At 44.2% G+C, this 21,439-nt stretch carries 19 protein-coding genes, 1 tRNA gene and 4 pseudogenes; 19 read left to right on the top strand and 5 right to left on the bottom strand.

All coding sequences use genetic code 11. The annotated features are described in order from the left end of the window. Window positions 1–164: 164 nt before the first annotated feature. From cyoA to cyoE, 5 genes are read left to right on the top strand one after another with little or no spacing between them, the layout of a single operon-like run. Window positions 165–1,118: a ubiquinol oxidase subunit II gene (gene cyoA, locus O9H85_RS04535; protein WP_269880098.1), complete on the top strand. Its 954-nt coding sequence runs from the start codon at window positions 165–167 to the stop codon at window positions 1,116–1,118. Window positions 1,119–1,136: 18 nt separating this feature from the next. Then, complete coding sequence (locus O9H85_RS04530) at window positions 1,137–3,119, top strand: cbb3-type cytochrome c oxidase subunit I (RefSeq protein ID WP_269880097.1); 1,983 nt, start codon at window positions 1,137–1,139, stop codon at window positions 3,117–3,119. Next, entirely contained in the window at window positions 3,119–3,745 is a 627-nt protein-coding gene (gene cyoC, locus O9H85_RS04525) for a cytochrome o ubiquinol oxidase subunit III (protein WP_269880096.1), read from the top strand. The genes O9H85_RS04530 and cyoC overlap by 1 nt, the downstream gene beginning before the upstream one ends. Continuing rightward, window positions 3,746–4,072: a cytochrome o ubiquinol oxidase subunit IV gene (locus O9H85_RS04520; protein WP_269880095.1), complete on the top strand. Its 327-nt coding sequence runs from the start codon at window positions 3,746–3,748 to the stop codon at window positions 4,070–4,072. Continuing rightward, window positions 4,069–4,947 (top strand): heme o synthase, encoded by an 879-nt coding sequence (gene cyoE, locus O9H85_RS04515; protein WP_269880094.1) that lies wholly within the window; start codon window positions 4,069–4,071, stop codon window positions 4,945–4,947. Before O9H85_RS04520 ends, cyoE begins: the two co-directional genes overlap by 4 nt. Window positions 4,948–5,241: 294 nt before the next feature. Here the strand turns inward: cyoE and serC are convergent, their stop codons facing one another. After that, window positions 5,242–6,333, bottom strand: a complete 1,092-nt coding sequence (serC, locus tag O9H85_RS04510) for a 3-phosphoserine/phosphohydroxythreonine transaminase (RefSeq protein WP_269880159.1) — start codon at window positions 6,331–6,333, stop codon at window positions 5,242–5,244. Window positions 6,334–6,641: 308 nt separating this feature from the next. Between serC and O9H85_RS04505 the strand changes: the two genes are divergently transcribed. Beyond that, on the top strand, window positions 6,642–6,932 hold the full coding sequence (locus O9H85_RS04505) for a Rieske (2Fe-2S) protein (protein WP_269880093.1): 291 nt from the start codon (window positions 6,642–6,644) through the stop codon (window positions 6,930–6,932). Between the two features lie 165 nt (window positions 6,933–7,097). Here the strand turns inward: O9H85_RS04505 and pdxR are convergent, their stop codons facing one another. Beyond that, a complete protein-coding gene (gene pdxR / locus O9H85_RS04500) occupies window positions 7,098–8,534 on the bottom strand; it encodes a MocR-like pyridoxine biosynthesis transcription factor PdxR (RefSeq protein ID WP_269880092.1) in 1,437 nt (478 codons plus the stop codon). Window positions 8,535–9,181: 647 nt separating this feature from the next. On the opposite strand from pdxR, the gene O9H85_RS04495 reads away from it, so the two are divergent. The 3 genes and pseudogenes from O9H85_RS04495 to O9H85_RS04485 form a co-directional block, all read left to right on the top strand. Then, window positions 9,182–9,613 carry a histidine phosphatase family protein gene (locus O9H85_RS04495; RefSeq protein ID WP_269880091.1) on the top strand — a complete coding sequence of 144 codons (432 nt, stop codon included), beginning with the start codon at window positions 9,182–9,184 and terminating at the stop codon, window positions 9,611–9,613. Then, window positions 9,614–9,877: a hypothetical protein gene (locus O9H85_RS04490; protein WP_269880089.1), complete on the top strand. Its 264-nt coding sequence runs from the start codon at window positions 9,614–9,616 to the stop codon at window positions 9,875–9,877. Window positions 9,878–10,886: 1,009 nt separating this feature from the next. Then, window positions 10,887–11,282: pseudogene (locus tag O9H85_RS04485) on the top strand (5-methyltetrahydropteroyltriglutamate--homocysteine S-methyltransferase); the annotation flags it as partial. A 285-nt stretch (window positions 11,283–11,567) separates the two neighbouring features. Here the strand turns inward: O9H85_RS04485 and dapA are convergent. Then, a complete protein-coding gene (gene dapA, locus O9H85_RS04480) occupies window positions 11,568–12,440 on the bottom strand; it encodes a 4-hydroxy-tetrahydrodipicolinate synthase (protein WP_269880158.1) in 873 nt (290 codons plus the stop codon). Window positions 12,441–12,985: 545 nt separating this feature from the next. On the opposite strand from dapA, the pseudogene O9H85_RS04475 reads away from it, so the two are divergent. Both O9H85_RS04475 and O9H85_RS04470 read left to right on the top strand, forming a co-directional pair. Continuing rightward, a pseudogene (locus O9H85_RS04475) lies at window positions 12,986–13,302 on the top strand (transposase). 173 nt (window positions 13,303–13,475) lie between these two features. Beyond that, window positions 13,476–13,547: transfer RNA gene (locus O9H85_RS04470), tRNA-Ser, on the top strand. Between the two features lie 172 nt (window positions 13,548–13,719). Here the strand turns inward: O9H85_RS04470 and O9H85_RS04465 are convergent. Then, on the bottom strand, window positions 13,720–14,127 hold the full coding sequence (locus O9H85_RS04465) for a chlorite dismutase family protein (RefSeq protein WP_269880088.1): 408 nt from the start codon (window positions 14,125–14,127) through the stop codon (window positions 13,720–13,722). A gap of 371 nt (window positions 14,128–14,498) precedes the next feature. Between O9H85_RS04465 and O9H85_RS04460 the strand changes: the two genes are divergently transcribed. From O9H85_RS04460 to O9H85_RS04425, 8 genes and pseudogenes are all read left to right on the top strand, one after another. Continuing rightward, complete coding sequence (locus O9H85_RS04460; RefSeq protein WP_269880087.1) at window positions 14,499–15,575, top strand: bifunctional 3-deoxy-7-phosphoheptulonate synthase/chorismate mutase; 1,077 nt, start codon at window positions 14,499–14,501, stop codon at window positions 15,573–15,575. 166 nt (window positions 15,576–15,741) lie between these two features. Further along, window positions 15,742–16,047 carry a hypothetical protein gene (locus O9H85_RS04455; RefSeq protein WP_269880086.1) on the top strand — a complete coding sequence of 102 codons (306 nt, stop codon included), beginning with the start codon at window positions 15,742–15,744 and terminating at the stop codon, window positions 16,045–16,047. Between the two features lie 395 nt (window positions 16,048–16,442). After that, a complete protein-coding gene (locus tag O9H85_RS04450; RefSeq protein WP_269880085.1) occupies window positions 16,443–16,793 on the top strand; it encodes a cobyric acid synthase in 351 nt (116 codons plus the stop codon). 35 nt (window positions 16,794–16,828) lie between these two features. Next, window positions 16,829–17,398, top strand: coding sequence for a cob(I)yrinic acid a,c-diamide adenosyltransferase (locus O9H85_RS04445; protein ID WP_269880084.1), 570 nt, complete (start codon window positions 16,829–16,831; stop codon window positions 17,396–17,398). Between the two features lie 19 nt (window positions 17,399–17,417). Beyond that, window positions 17,418–17,714 (top strand): annotated as a pseudogene (locus O9H85_RS04440) (pseudouridine synthase); the annotation flags it as partial. Window positions 17,715–17,766: 52 nt separating this feature from the next. Next, window positions 17,767–18,018: pseudogene (locus O9H85_RS04435) on the top strand (malic enzyme-like NAD(P)-binding protein); the annotation flags it as partial. 41 nt (window positions 18,019–18,059) lie between these two features. Then, entirely contained in the window at window positions 18,060–18,455 is a 396-nt protein-coding gene (gene speD, locus O9H85_RS04430) for an adenosylmethionine decarboxylase (RefSeq protein WP_269880083.1), read from the top strand. Between the two features lie 25 nt (window positions 18,456–18,480). Beyond that, window positions 18,481–19,656 (top strand): acetylornithine transaminase, encoded by a 1,176-nt coding sequence (locus O9H85_RS04425; protein ID WP_269880082.1) that lies wholly within the window; start codon window positions 18,481–18,483, stop codon window positions 19,654–19,656. Between the two features lie 488 nt (window positions 19,657–20,144). Here O9H85_RS04425 and O9H85_RS04420 read toward each other — a convergent pair whose 3' ends face one another. After that, on the bottom strand, window positions 20,145–20,768 hold the full coding sequence (locus O9H85_RS04420) for an IS110 family transposase (protein WP_269880081.1): 624 nt from the start codon (window positions 20,766–20,768) through the stop codon (window positions 20,145–20,147). Between the last annotated feature and the right edge of the window lie 671 nt (window positions 20,769–21,439).

Genomic DNA, 21,439 nt, shown 5'->3' with positions numbered 1-21,439 from the left:
ACCGTTGGTCACTATGTGATGAAGGTTATTGTTGACAAATCTTGTTTAGATTATTTCAACTTATTGAATTTGGTCGGTTAGATATCCGTGCAAGCGGATGGTGACACATTCACTCTTTTCTTCTAGAGTGAAACTTGATTCAAGCAAGATAGGAGCTGAGAAACATGAAATTACCCAAAGCGCTTCGATGGTTGGCCTCATTATCGATGCTGGCGTTTCTGTTGCTTTCATCCACAGGATGTACAGAAAACATTGCTGTGTTGAATCCGATAGGACCAATTGCGAAACAAGAGCGGGAATTAATGCTGATTTCAACATTGTTGTGCTGCATCGTAATCGTCCCTGTTCTGATTCTTACGGCGGTCATTATTTGGCGTTACCGCGACAGGAAGGGGAGAAAAGCAACGTATTCACCGAATTGGGCGCACAGCACCAGGCTTGAGGTTATCTGGTGGGGGATTCCGATTGCGATTATTTTAACTTTGGCGGTGATTACCACACGATCCACGTACGCCCTGGAGCCGTCCAAGCCACTTGAGTCCCACAGCAAGCCCTTGACCATTCAGGTGACTTCGTTGAACTGGAAATGGTTGTTCCAATATCCGGAACAGGGAATCGCTACCGTGAATGAATTGAAAATTCCCCAGAATGTGCCGGTCCGCTTCGAGATTACAGCCGATTCCCCGATGAATTCCTTCTGGATCCCTCAGCTTGGCGGTCAAATGTACGCCATGTCGGGCATGGCGATGACGCTGTATCTGCAGGCCGACAAGCAAGGCAAATATTGGGGATCGGGCGCCAATTTCACTGGTACCGAATTTGCGAAGATGTATTTCGATGTGGAATCCACGACGCAGGAGGATTTTGACCAGTGGGTGGCTGGGATCAAAACCAATTCGCCTGCGCTAACATTAGATGGCTACAAGCACTTGGCCGAGCCTTCCACGTCGAATGTACGGGCATTTTCTTCCTTTCCCGAAGGTTTGTTTGAAATGACGGTGACCAAATATGCAACGTCGCATAACCACGGAGTATCCGGGAAAGAGATGCAAGACAATATGCACAACCACGGAGTATCCGGGAAAGAGATGCAAGACATGCATATGCACAATCAATAGGAAAGGAGAGAATGAGTCATGTGGGAGAATGTGAAAAGCTTCGCTTCTGGCTTCTTTGTCACTGGTGATCCTTTGATTTACGGGGCGGATGTTAGTATTGTATTGACACTTCTGGCCGTATTGTTTGTACTGACTTATTTTAAAAGATGGGGATGGCTATGGAGAGAATGGCTAACAACCGTCGATCATAAAAAAATCGGTATTATGTATATCCTTTCTGCCTTCCTCATGCTGTTTCGCGGGGGGGTTGATGCACTCTTGATGCGGGCGCAGCTGGCTGTTCCGGAGTTTCATTTCTTGCAGCCGGATCATTACAATGAAATTTTCACAACACACGGCGTCATTATGATTTTATTTATGGCAATGCCGTTTATGTTCGGATTGTTTAACGTGATGGTGCCGCTGCAAATCGGAGCGAGAGATGTAGCATACCCGTTTCTGAATGCACTCAGCTTCTGGCTATTCTTCGCGGGTGCAATGCTATTCAATTTGTCCTTCGTCATCGGAGGTTCACCGGATGCAGGCTGGCTCGCCTATCCGCCCTACTCGGAATTGATGTACAACCCGGGAGTCGGTCAAGATTTCTATATTTGGGGGATTCAGATTTCTGGGATCGGAAGCCTGATGACGGGAATCAACTTCATCGTCACCATTCTGAAAATGCGCGCTCCCGGAATGAAGCTGATGAAAATGCCGTTATTCCCTTGGTCGGTCTTATCAAGCTGTATCGCGATCATTTTTTCGTTTCCGATTTTGACGGCCACGCTAGCGCTTTTGTTTTTGGATCGCTATGCAGGCGCTCATTTTTTCACCCTGGACGGCGGCGGCAACCCGATGATGTATATTAATCTGATTTGGATGTGGGGGCATCCTGAAGTTTATATCATTGTACTCCCAGCCTTCGGCATTTTTTCCGAAGTTGTAGCGACCTTTTCCAGGAAAAAATTGTTCGGCTACAACTCGATGGTGTATGCCATGATGATTATCAGCATTCTGTCGTTTCTCGTGTGGGCGCACCACTTCTTTACGATGGGTTCGGGCGCGGATGTCAATACCTTTTTCGCTTTGACCACGATGCTGATTGCCATCCCGACCGGTGTGAAAGTATTCAATTGGCTGTTTACCATGTTTCGGGGAAAGATTACGTTCGAAACACCTATGCTTTGGACGATCGGATTTATTCCCTGCTTTGTAACGGGCGGAATGACAGGGGTACTGTTATCGGTCGCGCCAGCGGATTTTCAGTTCCATAATAGTTACTTTCTGATCGCGCATTTTCACCATGTCATCATTGGTGGTGTCGTGTTCGGTTACTTCGCCGGACTTTACTACTGGTGGCCCAAATTATTTGGCTTCAAGCTGAATGAGAGCATTGGCAAGTGGGCATTTTGGCTCTGGAATATAGGGTTTTACGTATGCTTCATGCCACAATATGTGCTTGGTCTGATGGGCATGACACGGCGGGTTGTGACATATAGCTGGGATAAAGGCTGGTGGGAACTGAACTTGGTTTCCACGATAGGAGCAGTCCTAATGGGTATCGCTTTTCTGTTTCAGGTTTGGCAAATAGCGCATGGCTTAAAACACCGTCAAAACCATATGGATTTGACAGGGGACCCGTGGAACGGGCGTACGCTGGAATGGTCAATTCCTTCTCCGGCGCCTCATTACAACTTTGCGGTTCTTCCGCAAGTTTCCGAACTGGATGAGTGGTGGGAAGAGAAGATACGCAGGGAACAGGGACAAGCGGTTCAGGCGGTTTCGAAAAAGCTCGAGCCGATCCATATGCCCAATAACTCCGGGATTCCGATTATTATGGCAGGTTTCTTCTTTTTAACCGGTTTTGGATTCGTATTTCACTGGCTTTGGTTAGCAATACCGGGGCTTGCTGGCGTAGCGGTTTGTATGCTTGTCCATTCCTTTAATTACAACACGGATTATTATATTCCAGTGGATGAAATTGAACGTACTGAAGCTGCAATAAGGAAGGTGACAAGATAATGGCTCAATCAAACCTGTTGGGGCACTCTTCTCATCCCGAACCGCATTCGGAACACCATGACCATCCGGATATGGAGGAAATGCGCACATTCGGATTTTGGATCTACCTGATGACCGATGTCATGATATTCGGAACCTTTTTTGCGACTTATATCATCCTTCGCGGCAATACGAACGGCGGTCCGGGACCTGCCGATCTGTTCGAGCTGGGCGGGGTGATCGCGAGCACGTTCATTTTGCTTACGAGCAGCTATACATGCGGACTGGCGCTGTTGGCGATGAATAAAGGGAACCGTCAAGCCTTGATCGGCTGGCTTGGCATCACGGCATTGCTAGGCGCGGTGTTCATCGGGTTGGAGGTCAGCGAGTTTACTCATCTGGTGCACGAAGGTGCAACAATGGGCACAAGTGCATTTTTATCGGCCTTTTATACACTGGTAGGAACCCATGGCTTGCATGTGCTGGTCGGACTGGTCTGGATGGTCGCTCTAATCATTCAACTGACGAAAAAGGGAATCACGCCTGTAACCAAGAGAAAAGTCAATGTGATCAGCTTGTTCTGGCATTTCCTTGATGTGGTCTGGATATTCGTATTCACGGTTGTATATCTAATGGGGGTGAATTAGATGAAGCCATATGAATCGGCCCATTCGCAGGATGAAGCTCATGGTTCGATCAAATCGTATACGCTCGGCTTCCTTTTCTCCCTCGTCCTAACGGTAATTTCGATTGCCATTGTGACGAGTGGTGGGCTGGAGGGGACGAAGAAAGCGGTTGTACTGATGGTGGCCGCCGTACTGCAATTGATCGTGCAACTGTTTTTTTTCATGCATCTGCGTGAGGAGAAGAAGCCACATTACAAACTGATCACCTTTGTTCTCGCTCTGGTCATCCTACTGCTCATCGTCGTCGGATCGATGTGGATCATGTTGTTTAATGTGGTGGCTTCATGAGAAAAGCAAGTTCACTCAATGACTGGATTCAGTTGACAAAGCCTCGTATCCTTCAGTTGAATCTCGTTGCCGTATTTGGAGGCTGCTGGCTGGCCTCCAAATGGACGGTCGAGTGGAGCGTTCTGCTGTGGACAATGCTAGGTACTCTGCTTACGATGGCGTCATCATGCGTACTGAATAATGTTTGGGATTGTAAACTTGACCAAAAGATGAATCGCACGAAAGATCGGCCGCTTGCAGTAGGTCGGCTGAAAATAAGAGATGTACTATTGTACGCCCTGGTGCTGGGGATCGCGGGAGAGGTCGTATTGTTCTTGAAAGTAAATGCGCTGTGTGGCTGGCTTGGCCTTGTAGGTATGTTCGTTTACATCGTCGTTTATACCATGTGGTTGAAACGGACCTCCACTTGGAGCACATCCATCGGCGGGGTGTCCGGCGCCATGCCGCCGGTAATCGGTTATTGTGCTTATACAAATAAAGTTGATGCAGGCGCACTTCTTCTGTTTGCCTTATTGTTTTTATGGCAACCCCCCCATTTCTGGTCACTTGCCATTCAGCGCGTGGAGGAGTACAAAGCTGCAGGTTATCCGCTACTACCCGTCCGAAAAGGGATCGGACGTACAAAAATGCAGATGATCCTCTATATTGCGCTTCTGCTGCCGACCATCATCCTGATTTATCTTTATGGTTATTCGGGAGGGGGGTTCCTGATTGTGTCATTACTTGCAAGCACCGTTTGGTTGTTGCATACGCTGCTCGGGAGAAAAGCAGTCGACAATAAACGGTGGGCCAAAACTAATTTTTTGATTTCGGTGAACTACTTAATGGTAGTGTTTTTCATGATGATTGTGGATGCGACATTGTGGCGGTTCTAATTTAAGGTAGGTGGATGTTTTTAATAAGAAAAGGCCAAGGTATTTTGGGGCATAAGAATGGTTTGATTTCTGCCGATTGCAACGGGCTCTTTGACGAAAGTAGAACGCCTTATCTAAGGCGTTCTACTTTCGTTTATTTGAAATTACTTTGAGAATTTGAGTCAGGATTTTTCAAATCAGCATACAATCTGAAGAGGATATCTGAATGGGTGGTTACTATTGGGAAAGCAAAAACCGATTATTTAAGCAAGACCAGATGGCTGTATTATAATGATGATTATAGCTTTTTTCTGTTTATCCGTAGCGTTTTTGAAAATCAATCATAAAATCGGTCAACGCTTTACAAGCTTCATAAGGTACTGCATTATAAGTCGAGGCACGGAGATGACCCACGCTACGATGTCCTTCAAGTCCTATGAAATGGTTGGCTTTCGATTGCTGCAAAAAGAGCTTCTCAAGCTCGTCATCGTGTACTTTGAACGTAATATTCATAAGTGAGCGGCTGTTTAGTTTGACCATGCCGGTGTAAAATCCGCCGCTTTGATCGATAGCATCGTAAATCAGTTTTGCCTTCTCCGCATTTCGTTTCTCCAAACTAACCAAACCACCGTGTTGCTTAATCCATTTCAGAACCAGATTGACAATATAGATCGAATAGACGGGTGGGGTATTATATAGCGAATTGTGTTTAGTAAACGTATCATATTTAAGCATAACTGGTAAATTTTCAGGAATATTCCGGACGATTTCTTCACGTAATAAAACCACCGTAACGCCAGATGGGCCGAGATTTTTTTGAGCACCAGCATAGATCAGAGCGAATTGCGAGACATCCAATGGACGTGAAAGGATATCACTGGACATATCCGCTATCAAGGGCACGTTTTTGATTCTCGGAAAGCTATGAAACTGTGTGCCAGCAATTGTTTCGTTCGAAGTGATATGCAGATAAGCGGCGGTTTGCGGATAAACCTGTATATCTTCCAAGGATGGAATTTCCACATAATTGTTTGCTTCTCCTGAAGCGGATATGAAAACATCACCGATCTTTCTAGCCTCTAGGATCGCTTTTTCCGCCCAAGCTCCCGTCATCACATAGTTCGCAATTTTGCCCGGTACGAGAAAATTCATGGGAATCATTGAAAATTGTGTGCTCGCTCCACCCTGCAGAAAAAGTACCTTATACTCCTCCGGAAGCTGGAGTAGTTCCTTGAACAACTGCTGTGTTTCGTCGTGGATTTCCTCATATTCTTTCGAGCGATGGGAAATTTCCATTAAAGACATGCCGATTCCTTTAAAATCAGATAACTCCGCTTGTGCTCGCTCTATTACTTCTAAAGGTAGTGCAGCGGGACCAGCAAAAAAATTATATGGACGTATACGCATACTCATTATCACCATCCGATTTATAAAATTTATTAGATTAACTATAACGGCTGTCTATCAATTGGTAACCTGCCAATGGTTCAACTTTTTCAGCCATCCAGTTTTATAATTAGGTAACGGATGGCTCATATTTAAGTTTAATTGGTCGGTTACGTTCAATATATAGTTGTGTATACTTGAGCATATTAAAGAAGGTTCCAGGTGTTAAAGATAGAAAAGTGAAATCGGGAATATCGCGTGGTAAAAAAGGAATGGCTGAAATGCAATAAGGCGACGTTATCATACAAGAAAAGAAGGTGAGGAAGCGGATGCGTGAATTTACTATTGGCCGCGAGGTTGAATTTGCTCAATTTCCAGCCCCGATTGAAATTGATCACTCGTCCTATTATTTGTTAAAAAACAACAGTACCTATCTACTAGCTTCAAGAGTTTGTCCGCATATGGGGTATCCCGTTGATGTTAGCGATGGGGAAATTGTGTGTTTTCTTCACGGATGGAACTTCGATGAAAAGACAGGGATTTGCAAGCATATTCCATATGAAGGGCTTACTACCTATCCTGTTTTTTTAAGAAACGGGGAATTTATTGCGCTGATATAAACCGATTTAATATGGTATCAGCATCCAAAATGGGGTATGAACTTCATCTTAGGAAGTCATTGTCCTTATGATTTTGTTGAAAAGATAAGGCGTGATTTGAATCAGAATAAAATTGTAACAACCGCTTAGGTAGTCTTAACCCCGGCGGTTGTTCTATTTAATTATTTAATTTATTATACTCCGTAACGCTTCCGCAAACTTCGATATCCCCGAGACGATTTCCTCAGTATCCGGTCTTGCAAATGTAAATCGTACAAAACCGGAATCCGATCCATAGACGCTTCCGGGAACGAAGACAACTCCCCTTCGGATGGCTTCTTCCAACAGCTTGCCGTCATGAATCTCAGGAACCAGTTTGCACCATAAGTGTAATCCGCCTTGAGGAACCGTGAATTCCACTAAGCCTGGCAATTCTCTCTGCAAGGCTTCGATAAGCACATCCCGTTTAAAGAGCAGTTGCATGCGCAAACGTTCCAGATGGGGATCGAAAAAGGGCGATTTCAAGAATTGCCCGGCAACCTGCTGTGGAAAGACACTGAGACCAAAATCCATCTGTTGTCTGGCATCCGCCAGCCTCTCGACAACCGAGTGGGGAGCGATCATCCATCCAATTCGTAACCCGGAGGCAGCGATTTTGGAGAAGGATCCAATATAAAGGATTGAACCTATCGGATCCATCGATTTGAGCGGAAGCGGAGGTGTTCCATCATAGGCTGTTAGGCTGAAAGGGTCATCTTCTACGATAGGCAGCCCCAATTCGCTGGCAACGTTAAGGAGTTGAATGCGTCTTTCGGAGTCAAGCACCGTGCCCGTAGGGTTTTGAAAATTCGGATTTATAAACACCATTTTGATGCGGTGCTTTTTATATAAGGAACGAATGTCGTCGGGGCGGATTCCTTTACAATCGACGGGAAGTCGAAACAATTGAAGCCCGGCCGATTGAAACATGGGCAATGAATAGCAATAAGAAGGATCTTCAATGGCAACGGCGTCTCCCGGAGATAACAAGCATTGTGTAATTAAGTACAACGATTGTTGGGAGCCAGATGTAATGAGAATCGACGATTCAGTCGTTTGAATTCCCCGATATTGACGAAGATATGAGACCAACGTTTGCCTGAGAGGGACATATCCTTGCGGATTGTCGTAACCCAAATAAGCGGTATATTGATTTTCGTTCATGAGAGTTGTGATCTCATCAATAGGAGATAAGTTCGCTGCCAGTTCACCGCTCGCAAAATCGATTAATGACGGACGTTGCCCGAGCGCCTCCCGAATACGTCGCAAAAACGGCACGTTGGGCAGGAAGCTTCCGCCTTCTGCATACCGGTGCCAGTTCGGGGTATGCTTGGGCGTGACTCCCCATTTATATTTACTTACTCGCGTTCCGCTGCCTATCTGGCTTTCGATGATCCCAAGCGAACGAAGCTCCGCGAAGGCCATAATGACGGTGCTTCGGTTCACGCCCAATTGCTCGGCCAATTTTCGTTCGGATGGAAGTAAACTTCCCGGCGGAAATTCTCCATATGAAATTCTCCGTTCTAGATCGTCTGCAATTTGTTGAAAGAGAGGTTGTTTGCTTTGGCGATCAGGTTTCCACATGATCTCCACCTCCTCTGTTTTGTATTAGAATATCCATGATTGTGATTTTTATCATAACACTCATTTTCAAATAAGAAGACGTGGTTTATAACAAATGTCTATCAATTCATTGAACATGGATGGTGTTTTACACTTCGAATTGGATGGTCTTCTACGGAAGAAAGAACAAAGACTAAAGAATAGAGTACTTTTGCAATGGGTGGGTCAAAAAATGCCCCTTTGGATGTTTTGTTTTAGCGCTTTTTCATTTATCAAAGTGGTCAAGTGGGAATTTTAACAAGGAGTGATATTCTTTGACATCTATGGGCGATGAGAAAGTGTCGAAGATCGAGATCATCAAGAGGCAGAGCCGTAACCTGAGAGGAACTATTAAGGAGGCCCTTCAAGACGACCAACCGAGAACGTTCAGTTGCTAAAGTTCCACCGTGTCTATCAGCAGGACGACCGTGAGAGAACTCCATGGAAGCACTTTCCAAGGAGTTGTTTTTGATTTCTTATGCGGGATTCCAGTTTTAAGCTTTATTTTTAAGGATTATCGAAATAAAATCGCGTTTGTAGCCTTCTAAGTAAGTCGGCTCGTGAGAACATAACACGATTTTATTTTTAAGCCGGACTATTTTATACATTTCGAAGCTATACTCCAAGTAATGAAGAAAGGGGAAGCGATATGGTTAACTCGAGAGGGTCTAAGACAAGCTGCACAATTGCGGGAGCGTTTAAAGACAATCAAATGGGACGGCGTTATCTCAAGTTCAAGTCCTAGAGCTGTACGCACCGCGGAGTTGATTTCCGGGATAAACCCAGAGCATAGTGGTACGGGCCTTTCCGCTATGAAAGATATCCTATCCACATTTAAAGGGGGAAATGTTCTTGTTGTTTCTCACCGTATTACTTTGAAAGTCATCATGAACTATTACTCCGGGAACACATTAAGTGATATAGCGAGAATACCGGATATCAAACCGGCCAGTCTAAATAAAATGGTGTTGAAGGATGACAAATCTGTTATAGAACTGTATGGAGATACCACTCATTACGCAATCGATGTAGATACAACTCATCCCAAGGAAGAAGAGTAAATGAACAGAGAAAAGAAAGTTCCTCTTTATTCTTATACAGCTGCTTTTATTTTAATCATTAGCATGGTCATCAGTTCCGTTATTATTCACAATAATGAGTTTATTCTACCTGAAATAGCGGCGATGGCTATTGCCATGTGGGCATATCGGGACCCTAATTGGTTAAGAGATCCTTTGAAGAATTGTCTTGCACCGACTATGACTTCGGCTGTTGGTTTCACTATTAATCAGATTCTCCAAATGGTCCATGTTTATAGGCATTAAGTTAGTCCTAATCATGCTCTGTTTACGTCTTATCCAATCAAATTTTGCTCCATCCCTTGCTACGGGTCTGCTTCCTTTGATTACGAACGCACACGATGTGTCACTAGTCTTTCTTATTTTCTTCGAAACCTTTGTAATAATGATGGTTTTTTTTATTCGGATTGATGCTACAAAAAGCGAATTATAGTGAAACGATTGCGCTTAAGCAAGGGATAGAGTTAACGATCTCCTCTACAACAGGTACTTTATTGTTTTTATCTATAGATAGTTTGATAGTTATTACAATAGTCGATATGTTTTTAATGCTTTTATTGCAAAAGATGATGAAGATACGTATGCCCGCCATCTATGCGTTTTCGCTGTTCCCCTTTATTCTGCCAAAGGAAATCGTAAAGTTTCTGCCGTTCGGAACATCGGTCACATGTTTATTCATGTTTGTTATGGTGACTCTCTATAAACAATATGATTGACCAGCCAAATCGAAGAGTCTGGATATGGCTATGTAAATGCCGTCAGATTTAAATAAATATTGCAACAAAGTGAACATGGAGGGTGAAAATATCGTGATATTGGATGGGGATTTAATCGACATTCAGTTTTACAATATGGATGTCACGGACTTATAGAAATAATAGAAAGGGGAAAACTGAAAATGAAGAAAACAAACGTAAGCAATTATGAACAAAGATTGAATGGTCTTGTTCCGTTAACCATTATATTTTTTGTTCTCTTAGCGTCACCGTTGTTTTACTTTCTTATTAACTTAATGCTCGGGAATGAAAAATTGTTTAATGGGATCATCATAAACTAAAATGAAACAAAGATGTCAATAGACCGTCAACGAGGGATCTCTTAATTCCTTTTGGCGGTCTCAATTTATTTCATAATGACTCTCAACGCTACGGCAAACCTGTCTCTGCAAGCCTTCTTCTAGTTTTATGCCCAGTATGGATGTCCCAGTGATATTCCCGACCGGGGGCTATCGAGCGACATCCGTTAGCCAAGGGTAAGGGTGTCCGAAGCGAGGCGGAAGCTAAAGGATGCCGATGCCAGCATCTGCATGATTCAAGTTGACGAGCCCGCCGTTCGTGAAGGTTTGCCTCTCAAGGAATCCAATCAAGCTGAGTATCTAGCATGGGCGGTCCGAGACTTAGGATGAGACGCAGATCCACACGCATATGTGCTACTCTGAATTTCATGACATGATTGATTCTATTGAGGCGATGAACGCAGATGTGATCTCGATCGAATCATCCCGGAGCCATGGCGAACTGATCGGTAGCTTCGAATCGAACACGTATAGCAAGGGAATCGGTCTGGGCGTGTACGACATCCACCAACGGTAGAGGAAATGACGGGCTTGATTGACCGTGCCCTGCAGGTATTGAACCCGAACTTGTTTTACCAATATCATCTTTATGGAATTATTAAAATTGGAGGCTCGATGATGAGATGAATCTGGTACAAGAATTCGAGCCTCCCCAAGATATTTTAACTCCAGCGTTGAGTTGAACTTCTAACTCAGCCTTATTTTGAATGCTACCTTTACTTGTTTCTCATCGGACTACTTGCATAGAGCGTAAAAAGTTAATCAATGGATCAGGAAATTGAGTATAGCAGCCAGGCTAGGATCTGATCGGGTTTAGCAATTCCGATTGAAACTACTACTAGATCATTCTCCCATGTTTCTTTAGAGCAGTTGAGTTCCGATCTTGGTTGCTTCACTGCTGATCGTTGTCATAGGCAGGCGGAGTCGATCTGAACGGATATACCCATGTTGAGCGAGAAGCCATTTTAGTGGAGCCGGATTCGGCTCTGAAAATAGGAATTCAACGAGTGGCAACAACTGGTGAAACAACGCACAGGACTCCTCTATTTTTCCTACACGGAAAAGCTCGTACACTTGAACAAACTGGTCACTGTCCAGGTTAGCGCTGGCTAGAATTCCACCTTTAGCACCGCAGCATAAGGACGCAAAAAAAAGAACATCTTCCCCGCATAGGAGTGGTTTGGATATGGATCGGGCCAGTTTGAAAACACGCTGTATATTGCCTGTACCTTCTTTAAGCCCAATCACATGATCCATTTTCATAATGGTTTTAACAGTTTCAACTTCCAGCGATACCCCAGTACGATGAGGGATATCATATAGAATAATTGGCAGTTCTGCCTCGGCCAAAGCCTGATAATGCTGGATGATGCCTTGTTGCGATGGACGATTATAATAGGGGGTAACAACGAGGGCAGCATCAGCCCCGAGAGATTTAGCTTGTGCTGTTCTTATTATTGTAGCTGAAGTATCATTAGATCCCGTTCCAACAATAAGCGGTATGACTTGTGATGTAGCCATTACTTTGCGAGCCGATACAATAAGGGACTCCAACTCTTGGGATTCAATCACAGGGGATTCCCCGGTAGTTCCGTTAATAACCAGACCGTGAATTCCCCTGCTTACCAAACGTTGAACCAATCCTTCAAATGATTCTATATCTAAATTTCCACGATGATCAAAAGGCGTAACAATGGGAACCATAACGCCATGTAAAGTATGTTCTGTCAGCACAGCTTTCAACTCCATTTCCTCTTGTACGTGATGTTCAATGCACGCTGGCTTTGCCAGACTTTCATTTTTCGTTCAACGAGATACTATTTCGCAGATTCCCATCTCTCGAACCTAAGTTCTTCGAGCCAAAAAGCATAATATATTCGAGTTATACGGATCGACCCTGCTAGAAAAAGTTTCCCATGTTTTCAACAAAGAAGATTTTCAGTTTTTAAATACTTGATAAAACAACAATTGTACAACGTTTTTCGTGCTCCGTTGCGATATTGCCTTTCATGCTTCACTCCCCTCGGTCTGATTCGAAATTCCTTTATGGTAAAAAGGTAAAACACTTCCCCTAAAAAGTAACCACCCAATTGTATAACATTAAATCAATCCGATTCGATTGACGAAGCGGTTGGTACTGAAAAATTAAGATTGGATGGTTATTAACTGAAGTTCAATTGTTATATTGAATTTAATCTCTTAAGTTCTAATTCCCCGCAACTTGATACGTAACTAACTTAGGCTTTGCTGTATAATGAGCACATCAGAAAATCTGTGATTTGAGTGAGTATGTTCATAAATCACACAACGTATCGGTGCTCATGTATCATTTTGTTTGTCCAGTGAAGTACAGAAGAGCAGTATTCAGTAAGGAAGTCGATATAACCCTGAAAGAAATATGTCTGGAGATATCAAAGCGATAGTAAAGAAGAAGTTATGGGGCGGGCAATTCTGGTCGGACGGATACTTCGTCAATACAGTGAGTAAGTTCGGAAGTGAGGCGACAATCCGAAACTAAGTGAAAAACCAAGGGACGGAGCAGGAATATGAAAAGTTACATGAAAAGATCGACGGTGAGCAACTGAGTTTTTTCTGAGAGAGCGAAGCGAGCGACTATATAAGATACCCTGCAGCTTGCGGGGAGAATTCATTGTATGGTGAAGAAGCGAAGGATTGTCCATGGCTTGCATGCGGATCCTGTAGAACGATCGATTAAGGCATGGATAGTTAAATAATCGTTGAATGCAACGTAGTTAAAGTCTACATTTTAGGCCCGTAGCTCAGTGGTAGAGCAGTTGACTGCTAATCATCAGGTCGTGGGTTCGATCCCCTCCGGGCCAATATATTGTTGTGATTTCCTACTATTATCAAAATAAATCTACGTTGCGAGGAATAGTAGAATGAAAAATCGATTTATGAAGGTAATTCAGTCCGTGCCCATCTTATTCGATAAGCATGGACGTTGTATAACGAGGAAGGAATTCTGATTGCAACATTGGACCTCTCCCAGTCGTCAGCAAATAAAATGACCCCCGATTATTTCTGGATTTTGCAATGGATCTGAATCCGAAGATTTTGTTATATAGTTGCTTAGTTCGACTACACTCAGGTAAGAATAAACTGGCGTCGTATGATCTGCAAAACTTGTCTTGTTAAACTTGTTTTCTAACTCGTTCAGTTCTTCCAATGTATCACGCATATGCAGAAAGTAGAAATCCGCTTTTTGACCAACGATGGTGTAAATTGCTGTGCTACCAAGCTTTTGTTCCTCGAGAGAACCCCATTGCTTAAGGCAAGATCGCAGTTCGTTTAAGTCAAGTTGCCGATCCTTTATGCTGAGCTTTTTCCAAGAATTCCAATTGATTGAACGAAAGTCGTGTAGGGTATACCAACCATCAAGCGTTTGAGTGACCTTATTCATATCATTCACACCCTTTCATTTTCTTAACACTAATGGTGAAGCCAGTCAAATAGTAGCTTAAATATTTTTTGAAGTAACCATCCAATATCATTTCTTTTGTCCCAACTACTTTTCCTTGAGCTCTGATCATTCGTGTAATAACACCGTTTAAGGCGAGAAGATTGGTTCTTACTTGAAATTTAGGCACTCGAAAAGAGGAGCAGCTATGGATGGGTAAAAAAATAAGCAATTGGTAGGTTTCTTTTGTATCTAATCTGCTAATGTTAATAAACGTATTCGTATGATGGGTAGGGGGGATACGTACATGAATTTTGACTATCCAAGGAAAGTAGCGATTATTTCTTACTTATGATAAATGAGGAGAGAACATTATGACTCTACGAGATTTAAATCAATTACGTGAAAAATTGGATACGATTAACGTTCAACTTTTGGAAATACTGTCGGAACGGGCACGCATTTCTCAGGAAATTGGAGAAGAGAAAGAAAAGCAGGGAGTACCAGAGTTTGATCCGATACGAGAAAAGTACATGCTTGATGTGTTAGTCGCTAATAATAAAGGACCATTCGATGATAAAACCATCCGGCATCTGTTCAAACAAATTTTTCAAGCTTCTTTGAACCTTCAACAAGAGGAGCACAAAAAGCATTTGTTGGTAAGCCGTAATACTCAAAAGGAAAATACAATCATTAATTTGGGCAATATTTCGGTCGGTGGTGGAAAGCCCGTCATGATTGCTGGACCATGCTCGGTAGAAAGCTATGGGCAGGTTCGTCAAGTAGCCGCGGCTCTAAAAGCAGCAGGCATTACTGTAATGCGAGGGGGGGCATACAAGCCAAGGACTTCCCCTTATGATTTCCAAGGTTTGGGGAAAGAGGGGCTGAAAATCCTGAAAGAAGTTGGAACTGAATTTGGATTAAAAACGATAAGTGAAATTGTCGACCCTTCCCATATCGAAATGGCCTGCAATTATATCGATGTTATCCAGATTGGTGCGAGAAATATGCAAAACTTTGAGTTGCTTAAAGCGGCGGGAGATGTGCGTACACCAGTCTTACTAAAACGAGGTTTGGCGGGAACGATTGAAGAATTCCTCCATGCTGCAGAATACATTGTTTCGCGTGGCAACACACAAGTTATGCTGATTGAACGAGGTATACGAACTTATGAGAAAGCGACGCGAAACACGCTAGATATTTCTGCCGTACCGATTCTGAAACAGGAAAGCCATCTTCCGGTGCTTGTCGATGTTACTCATTCAACCGGTCGAAAGGACATTATGGCGCCTTGCGCCAAGGCGGCTCTTGCCGCTGGGGCCGATGGCGTAATGGTTGAGGTGCACCCGGAACCTTCAACAGCACTATCTGACGCTGCACAACAACTGAATTTCGAAGAATTTAAACGATTCTACACGGAAGTCAAACAATCGGGACTACTTAACGAATAAGAATGTGAGGAAAAAATAGAAACGGAAACGGAAATCGCTGTCAGAAGAGGATAATCTGAAAAGGATCTATGCCATCGCTGAGCGAATTCCGGTTTTCGGATTCTATATGCAGCTGCTGATGGGAAGTCGTGTATTTAGTTGCGATTTTTGGGGGATGTTTGCCGGTATGGACCGAATCATCCAGCATTGGAAGAACAACGAGGATCTGCAGGATCTGACCCATGCTACTGCACATCTCATTCACGGTTCGTCAGAAGGAAGATTTAAAATTACTTACGCTCCCAAGTATTTAACGAAAGAAGAAGTTGAGTCTGTTCATTATCAATATTTGGATTACAACAAAGCGTTGCAACTCTATCCAATCGATAAACTTAAAAATGGGTTTAATCGATTGGAAAATGGAGAAGAAATTTATTTTATCAGCACTCCATCAGCGGGATTGTGGACAACACAAGAAAAATTGAACCATTAGAAAACACGCAAGAAAAGTACGGGATACATGCCTGCCAATGCCAAAGGAACTGAACATTTCGTTCCCGTACTGTTTCTTGCACTGTTACGGTCGAAACGTCGGGATGCATACAACCCCTGGATGCTAGTAGGCATTCTAGCGGGAGGACCGCTATCCTTTCTCGCCATGGGCTTGGATAGTTCTATGCGGAGGTCGGCAGACAGCCGTGGATTCTGCGTGGATATCTGCAGGCTTTTGCCGACATCGGACCCCGTGCCCTGCAGCATAACGGTTGTAAGGCTTGCCGTGCACCAGGACCTGTGACACCATGTCCTTCTTCGGCTTCAGCAGAATCGGGTTCATATCCGTCGTCGCGAAAACGCGGCAGGTAACCATACAGGAAACTCCAAAGAACGGTGATACCAAGATGTTCGATCGATATATTCGCCCCCTCTCCGGGACTGCCGATTACGGGCTATGAAATTCATATGGGACGGACCACCTTCCTGGAGCCGGTTCGACATCCTTTTGCCATCCGGCCTACAGGCACCAGGGAAGAGACGGCGGAAGACGGCGTCATCAGCGAGAACAGGCTTCTCTGGGGCACTTATGCTCATGGCATTCTGCATAATGACGATTTCCGGCGGGCGTGGCTGAACCGGATCCGGGAGGCTAGGGGCTGGCTGTCGCTGACGGCGGGCAAGAGGTTTTCGGAACGCAGGGAAGCGGCCTTCGACCGGTTGACGGAGCATGTAAGGAGCCACTAGATAGGGCTAACGAAATAAGCGGAGGAGGGAAAGGAATGCGAATATATACAAGAACCGGGGATACCGGTCAGACCGGCGTTATCGGAGGCCGGGTGGACAAAGATGATGCGCGGGTGGAGGCTTACGGCACGACCGATGAGCTGAATTGCTTCGTTGGACAGGCGATCGGCTTCCTGGATCCCGAGCGGGATGCGGATTTAATGGCCGATCTGCTGGAAATCCAGCACGAGATCTTCGACTGCGGCTCCGACCTTGCGCTGCTCAAGCAGGAGCTGCTGCCTTACAAGGTTACCGCCGAGATGGTGGATCGGCTTGAGGCGTGGATCGATAAATACGATGCGGAAACGCCCGACATCAAGCGGTTCATCCTGCCGGGAGGCAGCCAGGCTTCCTCCGCGCTGCATGTTTGCCGCACGGTTTGCAGGCGTGCCGAGCGCCGCGTCGTGACGCTGGCCCGCACGCAGCCGATCAACGAAGAAGTGCGCCGCTATTTGAACCGGCTGTCTGACCTGTTCTTTACGGTGGCCCGGACGGCGAACCACCGCGCCGGCGTGGGCGACATCGAATATGTGCGAAGTGCCGAGGTGTTCCGCCGCAAATCATGAGTATGATTTTTACCAGTAGCTGAAGGAGCAAGGAATCACGGTGAACGGGGAACGCAAATATATCAACATCAAAGTGAAGTTGGGAGACCGGGTGGCGGTCCGCATGGAGACGGAAGCGTCGGACGACATTTTGCCGCAGACGATGGAGCTAGATATACTGCACGAGGATGACGAGCTCCTGGTGCTCAACAAACCGACCGGTCTGGTGGTACATCCGACGCAAGGGCATTACTTGAATACGATAGCTAACGGTGTCGTGCATTATTGGCAGGAGAAGGGCCAGAGCTTCCACTTCCGTCCGGTGCACCGGCTGGACTAGGTAACGTCGGGGACGCTCGCCATTGCGAAAAATCCGTACGTGCATCTTCAATAACGTTTTGTGTTTTCCTAGTATATTTCGCGGTTTGTTAGATTGCAGGGCTTCACAAGTTACAGAAACGATGAAGCTCGCTGCTGCTCATGCAATTGCCTCTGTGGTTAGCGAAGATGAACTGAATGAACAATATATCATCCCAAGCGTTTTTAATCCCCATGTAGCGGAACAAGTCAGCAAAGCGGTTATTGTAGCCGCCTACGATTCCGGGGTAGCGCGCCGCAGCCGGGAGCCCCGCGACATCTGAAAAGCGGACGCTAATTCTTAACAACACAAAGGAGACTGATGATGGACTATTCAACATTTGGAAGACATGTTGCTGTTGATACTTGGGGTGTCGAATTTAATACGCTTAATAACGTTGAATTATTGAAAACCATACTGATAGATGCTGCCGAAAATGCCGGGGCCACTATATTATCAGTTCAATCCAAACAATTCGAACCACAAGGAGCAACCGTTCTTCTATTATTATCCGAGAGTCATATTTCCATCCACACTTATCCGGAAAATAGGTTTGCCGCAATAGATAGTTATACTTGCGGCGAGACCGTTGATCCTGAATCTGTTGTTGATGAGCTGATATCAGTATTGAAGCCCAAAGTAGTTTATCGAAAAAAACTGATTCGCGGCATTGGCGAAATAAAAGTCGAATCATTTCAAGGCAACCACTCATACAATTGAAACGGCATGAGGAGTGATGTGAACCATGAATCCCGGTGAAAAAAGTGTGCTTTTTCCTAATTATTCTAAATATCCGATAACCATTATCAAAGGAAAAGGGAGCAGGCTATGGGATGATAAAAATAATCAATATTTGGATTTTATGTCCGGCATTTCTGTATGTAATTTGGGACATGTGCCATTAAAAGTAAAGTTAAAAGTACAAGAACAGCTTGAACAGTTATGGCATGTCAGTAATCTCTTTCATATTCCGAACCAAGAAAAATTGGGACGAATATTGACCGTGAAGAGTTGCGCAGACCTGATCTTTTTTTGTAATAGCGGGGCTGAGGCTAACGAAGCTGCAATAAAGCTGGCTAGAAGATACCATCAGCGTGTACTAGAAAATCAACGGTATGAAATAATTACTTTCGAAGGGTCGTTCCATGGACGCACACTAGCTACGCTTACCGCGACTGGTCAAGATAAAGTGAAAGAAGGGTATAGACCTCTTCCCGATGGTTTTCTGCATGCTCCCTTAAATGACTTAATGGCAGTAAAATCTTTATTATCCGACCGGACTGCTGCGATTATGATTGAACTTGTTCAAGGAGAAAGCGGCATTCACATTGCAGACAGAGTGTTTATTCAACAAATTTCCCATCTTTGTAAAGAGAATCAATTGCTTCTCATCGTTGATGAAGTTCAGACTGGTATTGGCAGAACGGGCAAATTGTTCGCTTATGAGCATTATGGCATCGCGCCAGATATTATAACATTGGCTAAAGGATTGGGAAGCGGATTTCCTATTGGCGCCATGTTGGGCAAAGAAAAATTAAAGGCCGCATTTTCCGCTGGAAGCCACGGTTCAACGTTCGGAGGTTCACCTCTTGCGACAATAGCGGCATTAGCAACCATAGAAACGATACTAGAAGAACGTGTATCCGAACGGGCAGAGAAAATGGGTAAATACCTCCAACAAAGACTGAAGGAAGAATTAGCGCAATATAAATTTGTTAAAGAAGTAAGAGGAATAGGATTATTGATAGGGATAGAGTTTACCGAACCTGTTTTTGAGATTATTACATCGCTTTATCAGAATGGATTGCTTGTTATATCAGGCGGCCCAAACGTCATCCGGCTTCTGCCGAGTTTATACGTAACTGACAAAGAAATTGATGAATTCATTGATATTTTATGTCATGTGTTATCCGACCACTAACCAAGAAGCGCTCAATAAATGAAGAGCCTAATTGCTTCCGCATGAGGGACTTTCGATGAGCTGACACATTCTCGTCTGAATTTATCTTATGAAGGCCTATTAAGGAAATATTGCTGCTTGTTTAATACCAACAATTAAAAGGTAAATGAAAAGTCTCGTATGTATCAGATCTATACAAGCTTTCATTCACCTTTAGCTTGATTTACCAAGAACAGCCCGTAGCGATGAAGCAAGTCTCGATATGCCATATCAAAAAATATTCACAAGAGTTTATTGATGATGATTGTCCGGCGACACAAACATAGGTGCTGTAAGATCCCCGTAGATTGGGGATTTTTTATTTCAAAGCGCATATGATTGTATCGCGAAGCCACGACACAAACATATGTGCATAATTGAGAATGAAATTGGCACGGAAATTGATATCGCTTTTCTGACGACGTCGCTATGCTAACAGGCCAGGAGCTAGTAAGCGGAGTTTAATCATATTAAGTGGGCAAATGTAAGCGTTCCATAATGAAATTGAGTTCAAAATGATATAAGGGAGGTTTACAAATGAAAGCCTTTCGAAAATCAATTTCCCCCTCGATTGCAGCCTGTATATTGCTAGCTGGATGTTCAATCTCTTGCAAATAGATTGTCGAACCCTCAAATAAAGGGCAAACGTAATTTCTCTCCTTTAAGTTATGTATAGGCTTCATTTTTCGACGATAACGGGTCAAGTCGCGCAAGTCTCGGATTTTTTCTTCGGGAACAAAACTTCCTTCGATGAGTCCGCATCGATGCAATTGAGCGATCCATACAGCATCTTTGACATCGGTTTTCTTGCCCGGCATATTCTTGATCTTTGCAGGATTGGCCAGAGTCAGCCGACAAGTATCCTCGAGGATGTTCCATATCGGTTTCCAGAGTACTCCGGTACTTTCCATGGCGACTTCGATGCATTCACGCTCGTTTAACCAGTCCTGCAGTTGAAGTAATTCTGCAGTTGTGGTGCCGAATGTCCTTACTTCTGGTTTCGGCTTCTTATCCAGGGGGCCTTTCAAGACACAAGTCACGACCGTTTCTTGATGAACATCAAGACCAGCGCATGTTTCTAAGATAACATCCATGGACGTGTCACAACCTTTGTATGTGGTTCGCAGATCATGCAACCTGTAACAGGAAATTTTTATACTCGTTCTCAAGGCAACAATCGGCGATCCTTAAGGTTACAATTGGCCAGAATAGACTTCGGGTTCGAACACCAAAAACTTTTCGACCTCTGATCTGCTTACTTTAATTGCTTCAAAGGAAGGTTAGAATTGCAAGCCCCATTTTCATCCATGGTGGTGGCCGTGAGGCCATGTGGGATTAGATTGAAAATAACAGGAGGAACACTCGCATGATACGTAAAATGGGATTTAATACGATTCGTGTTTGTTCCGACCGATACAGAAGCTAAGCGGAAATCGTGTTGGCTCCTAGGCAGGTTGCAAATCACGTTTTCATTACGCTTGAAACTGACCTTGTTGGCCGAGATTATAAAACAATGAAAGGGAAAGGTGTCGTATTCTACGGCGAGCCAAAGGATATGCCGTATAGGCGTAAAGTCGTTGTACGGTAACTCTTTTGACTTGATCACAGTCTGGCAGATGCCCGAAGAATTTGACAGGAACAAGAACTGACGTTTGTGAATTAAACCTCCAAAGCCACGCCAAACGTGGAACTGGAGGTTTATTATTTTTAGGGTCTATTGTGGAGGTTGAGCACTTCTTGGTCTGTTCAATACAATATTAATTTC

Origin of the sequence: Paenibacillus gyeongsangnamensis, from assembly GCF_027533625.1 — a bacterium.
In the GTDB taxonomy this organism is placed as follows: Bacteria; Bacillota; Bacilli; order Paenibacillales; family NBRC-103111; genus Paenibacillus_G; species Paenibacillus_G gyeongsangnamensis.
Note: the sequence above shows the minus strand (reverse complement) of the source record. Positions and strands in the feature narration are given on the sequence as shown.

Bases quoted from the DNA above. Each gene is read 5' to 3' on its own strand.
- cyoA (WP_269880098.1), top strand. From the start codon at position 165: ATGAAATTACCCAAAGCGCTTCGATGGTTGGCCTCATTATCGATGCTG.
- O9H85_RS04530 (WP_269880097.1), top strand. From the start codon at position 1,137: ATGTGGGAGAATGTGAAAAGCTTCGCTTCTGGCTTCTTTGTCACTGGT.
- cyoC (WP_269880096.1), top strand. From the start codon at position 3,119: ATGGCTCAATCAAACCTGTTGGGGCACTCTTCTCATCCCGAACCGCAT.
- O9H85_RS04520 (WP_269880095.1), top strand. From the start codon at position 3,746: ATGAAGCCATATGAATCGGCCCATTCGCAGGATGAAGCTCATGGTTCG.
- cyoE (WP_269880094.1), top strand. From the start codon at position 4,069: ATGAGAAAAGCAAGTTCACTCAATGACTGGATTCAGTTGACAAAGCCT.
- serC (WP_269880159.1), bottom strand. From the start codon at position 6,333: ATGCGTATACGTCCATATAATTTTTTTGCTGGTCCCGCTGCACTACCT.
- O9H85_RS04505 (WP_269880093.1), top strand. From the start codon at position 6,642: ATGCGTGAATTTACTATTGGCCGCGAGGTTGAATTTGCTCAATTTCCA.
- pdxR (WP_269880092.1), bottom strand. From the start codon at position 8,534: ATGTGGAAACCTGATCGCCAAAGCAAACAACCTCTCTTTCAACAAATT.
- O9H85_RS04495 (WP_269880091.1), top strand. From the start codon at position 9,182: ATGAAGAAAGGGGAAGCGATATGGTTAACTCGAGAGGGTCTAAGACAA.
- O9H85_RS04490 (WP_269880089.1), top strand. From the start codon at position 9,614: ATGAACAGAGAAAAGAAAGTTCCTCTTTATTCTTATACAGCTGCTTTT.
- O9H85_RS04465 (WP_269880088.1), bottom strand. From the start codon at position 14,127: ATGAATAAGGTCACTCAAACGCTTGATGGTTGGTATACCCTACACGAC.
- O9H85_RS04460 (WP_269880087.1), top strand. From the start codon at position 14,499: ATGACTCTACGAGATTTAAATCAATTACGTGAAAAATTGGATACGATT.
- O9H85_RS04455 (WP_269880086.1), top strand. From the start codon at position 15,742: ATGGACCGAATCATCCAGCATTGGAAGAACAACGAGGATCTGCAGGAT.
- O9H85_RS04445 (WP_269880084.1), top strand. From the start codon at position 16,829: ATGCGAATATATACAAGAACCGGGGATACCGGTCAGACCGGCGTTATC.
- speD (WP_269880083.1), top strand. From the start codon at position 18,060: ATGGACTATTCAACATTTGGAAGACATGTTGCTGTTGATACTTGGGGT.
- O9H85_RS04425 (WP_269880082.1), top strand. From the start codon at position 18,481: ATGAATCCCGGTGAAAAAAGTGTGCTTTTTCCTAATTATTCTAAATAT.
- O9H85_RS04420 (WP_269880081.1), bottom strand. From the start codon at position 20,768: ATGGATGTTATCTTAGAAACATGCGCTGGTCTTGATGTTCATCAAGAA.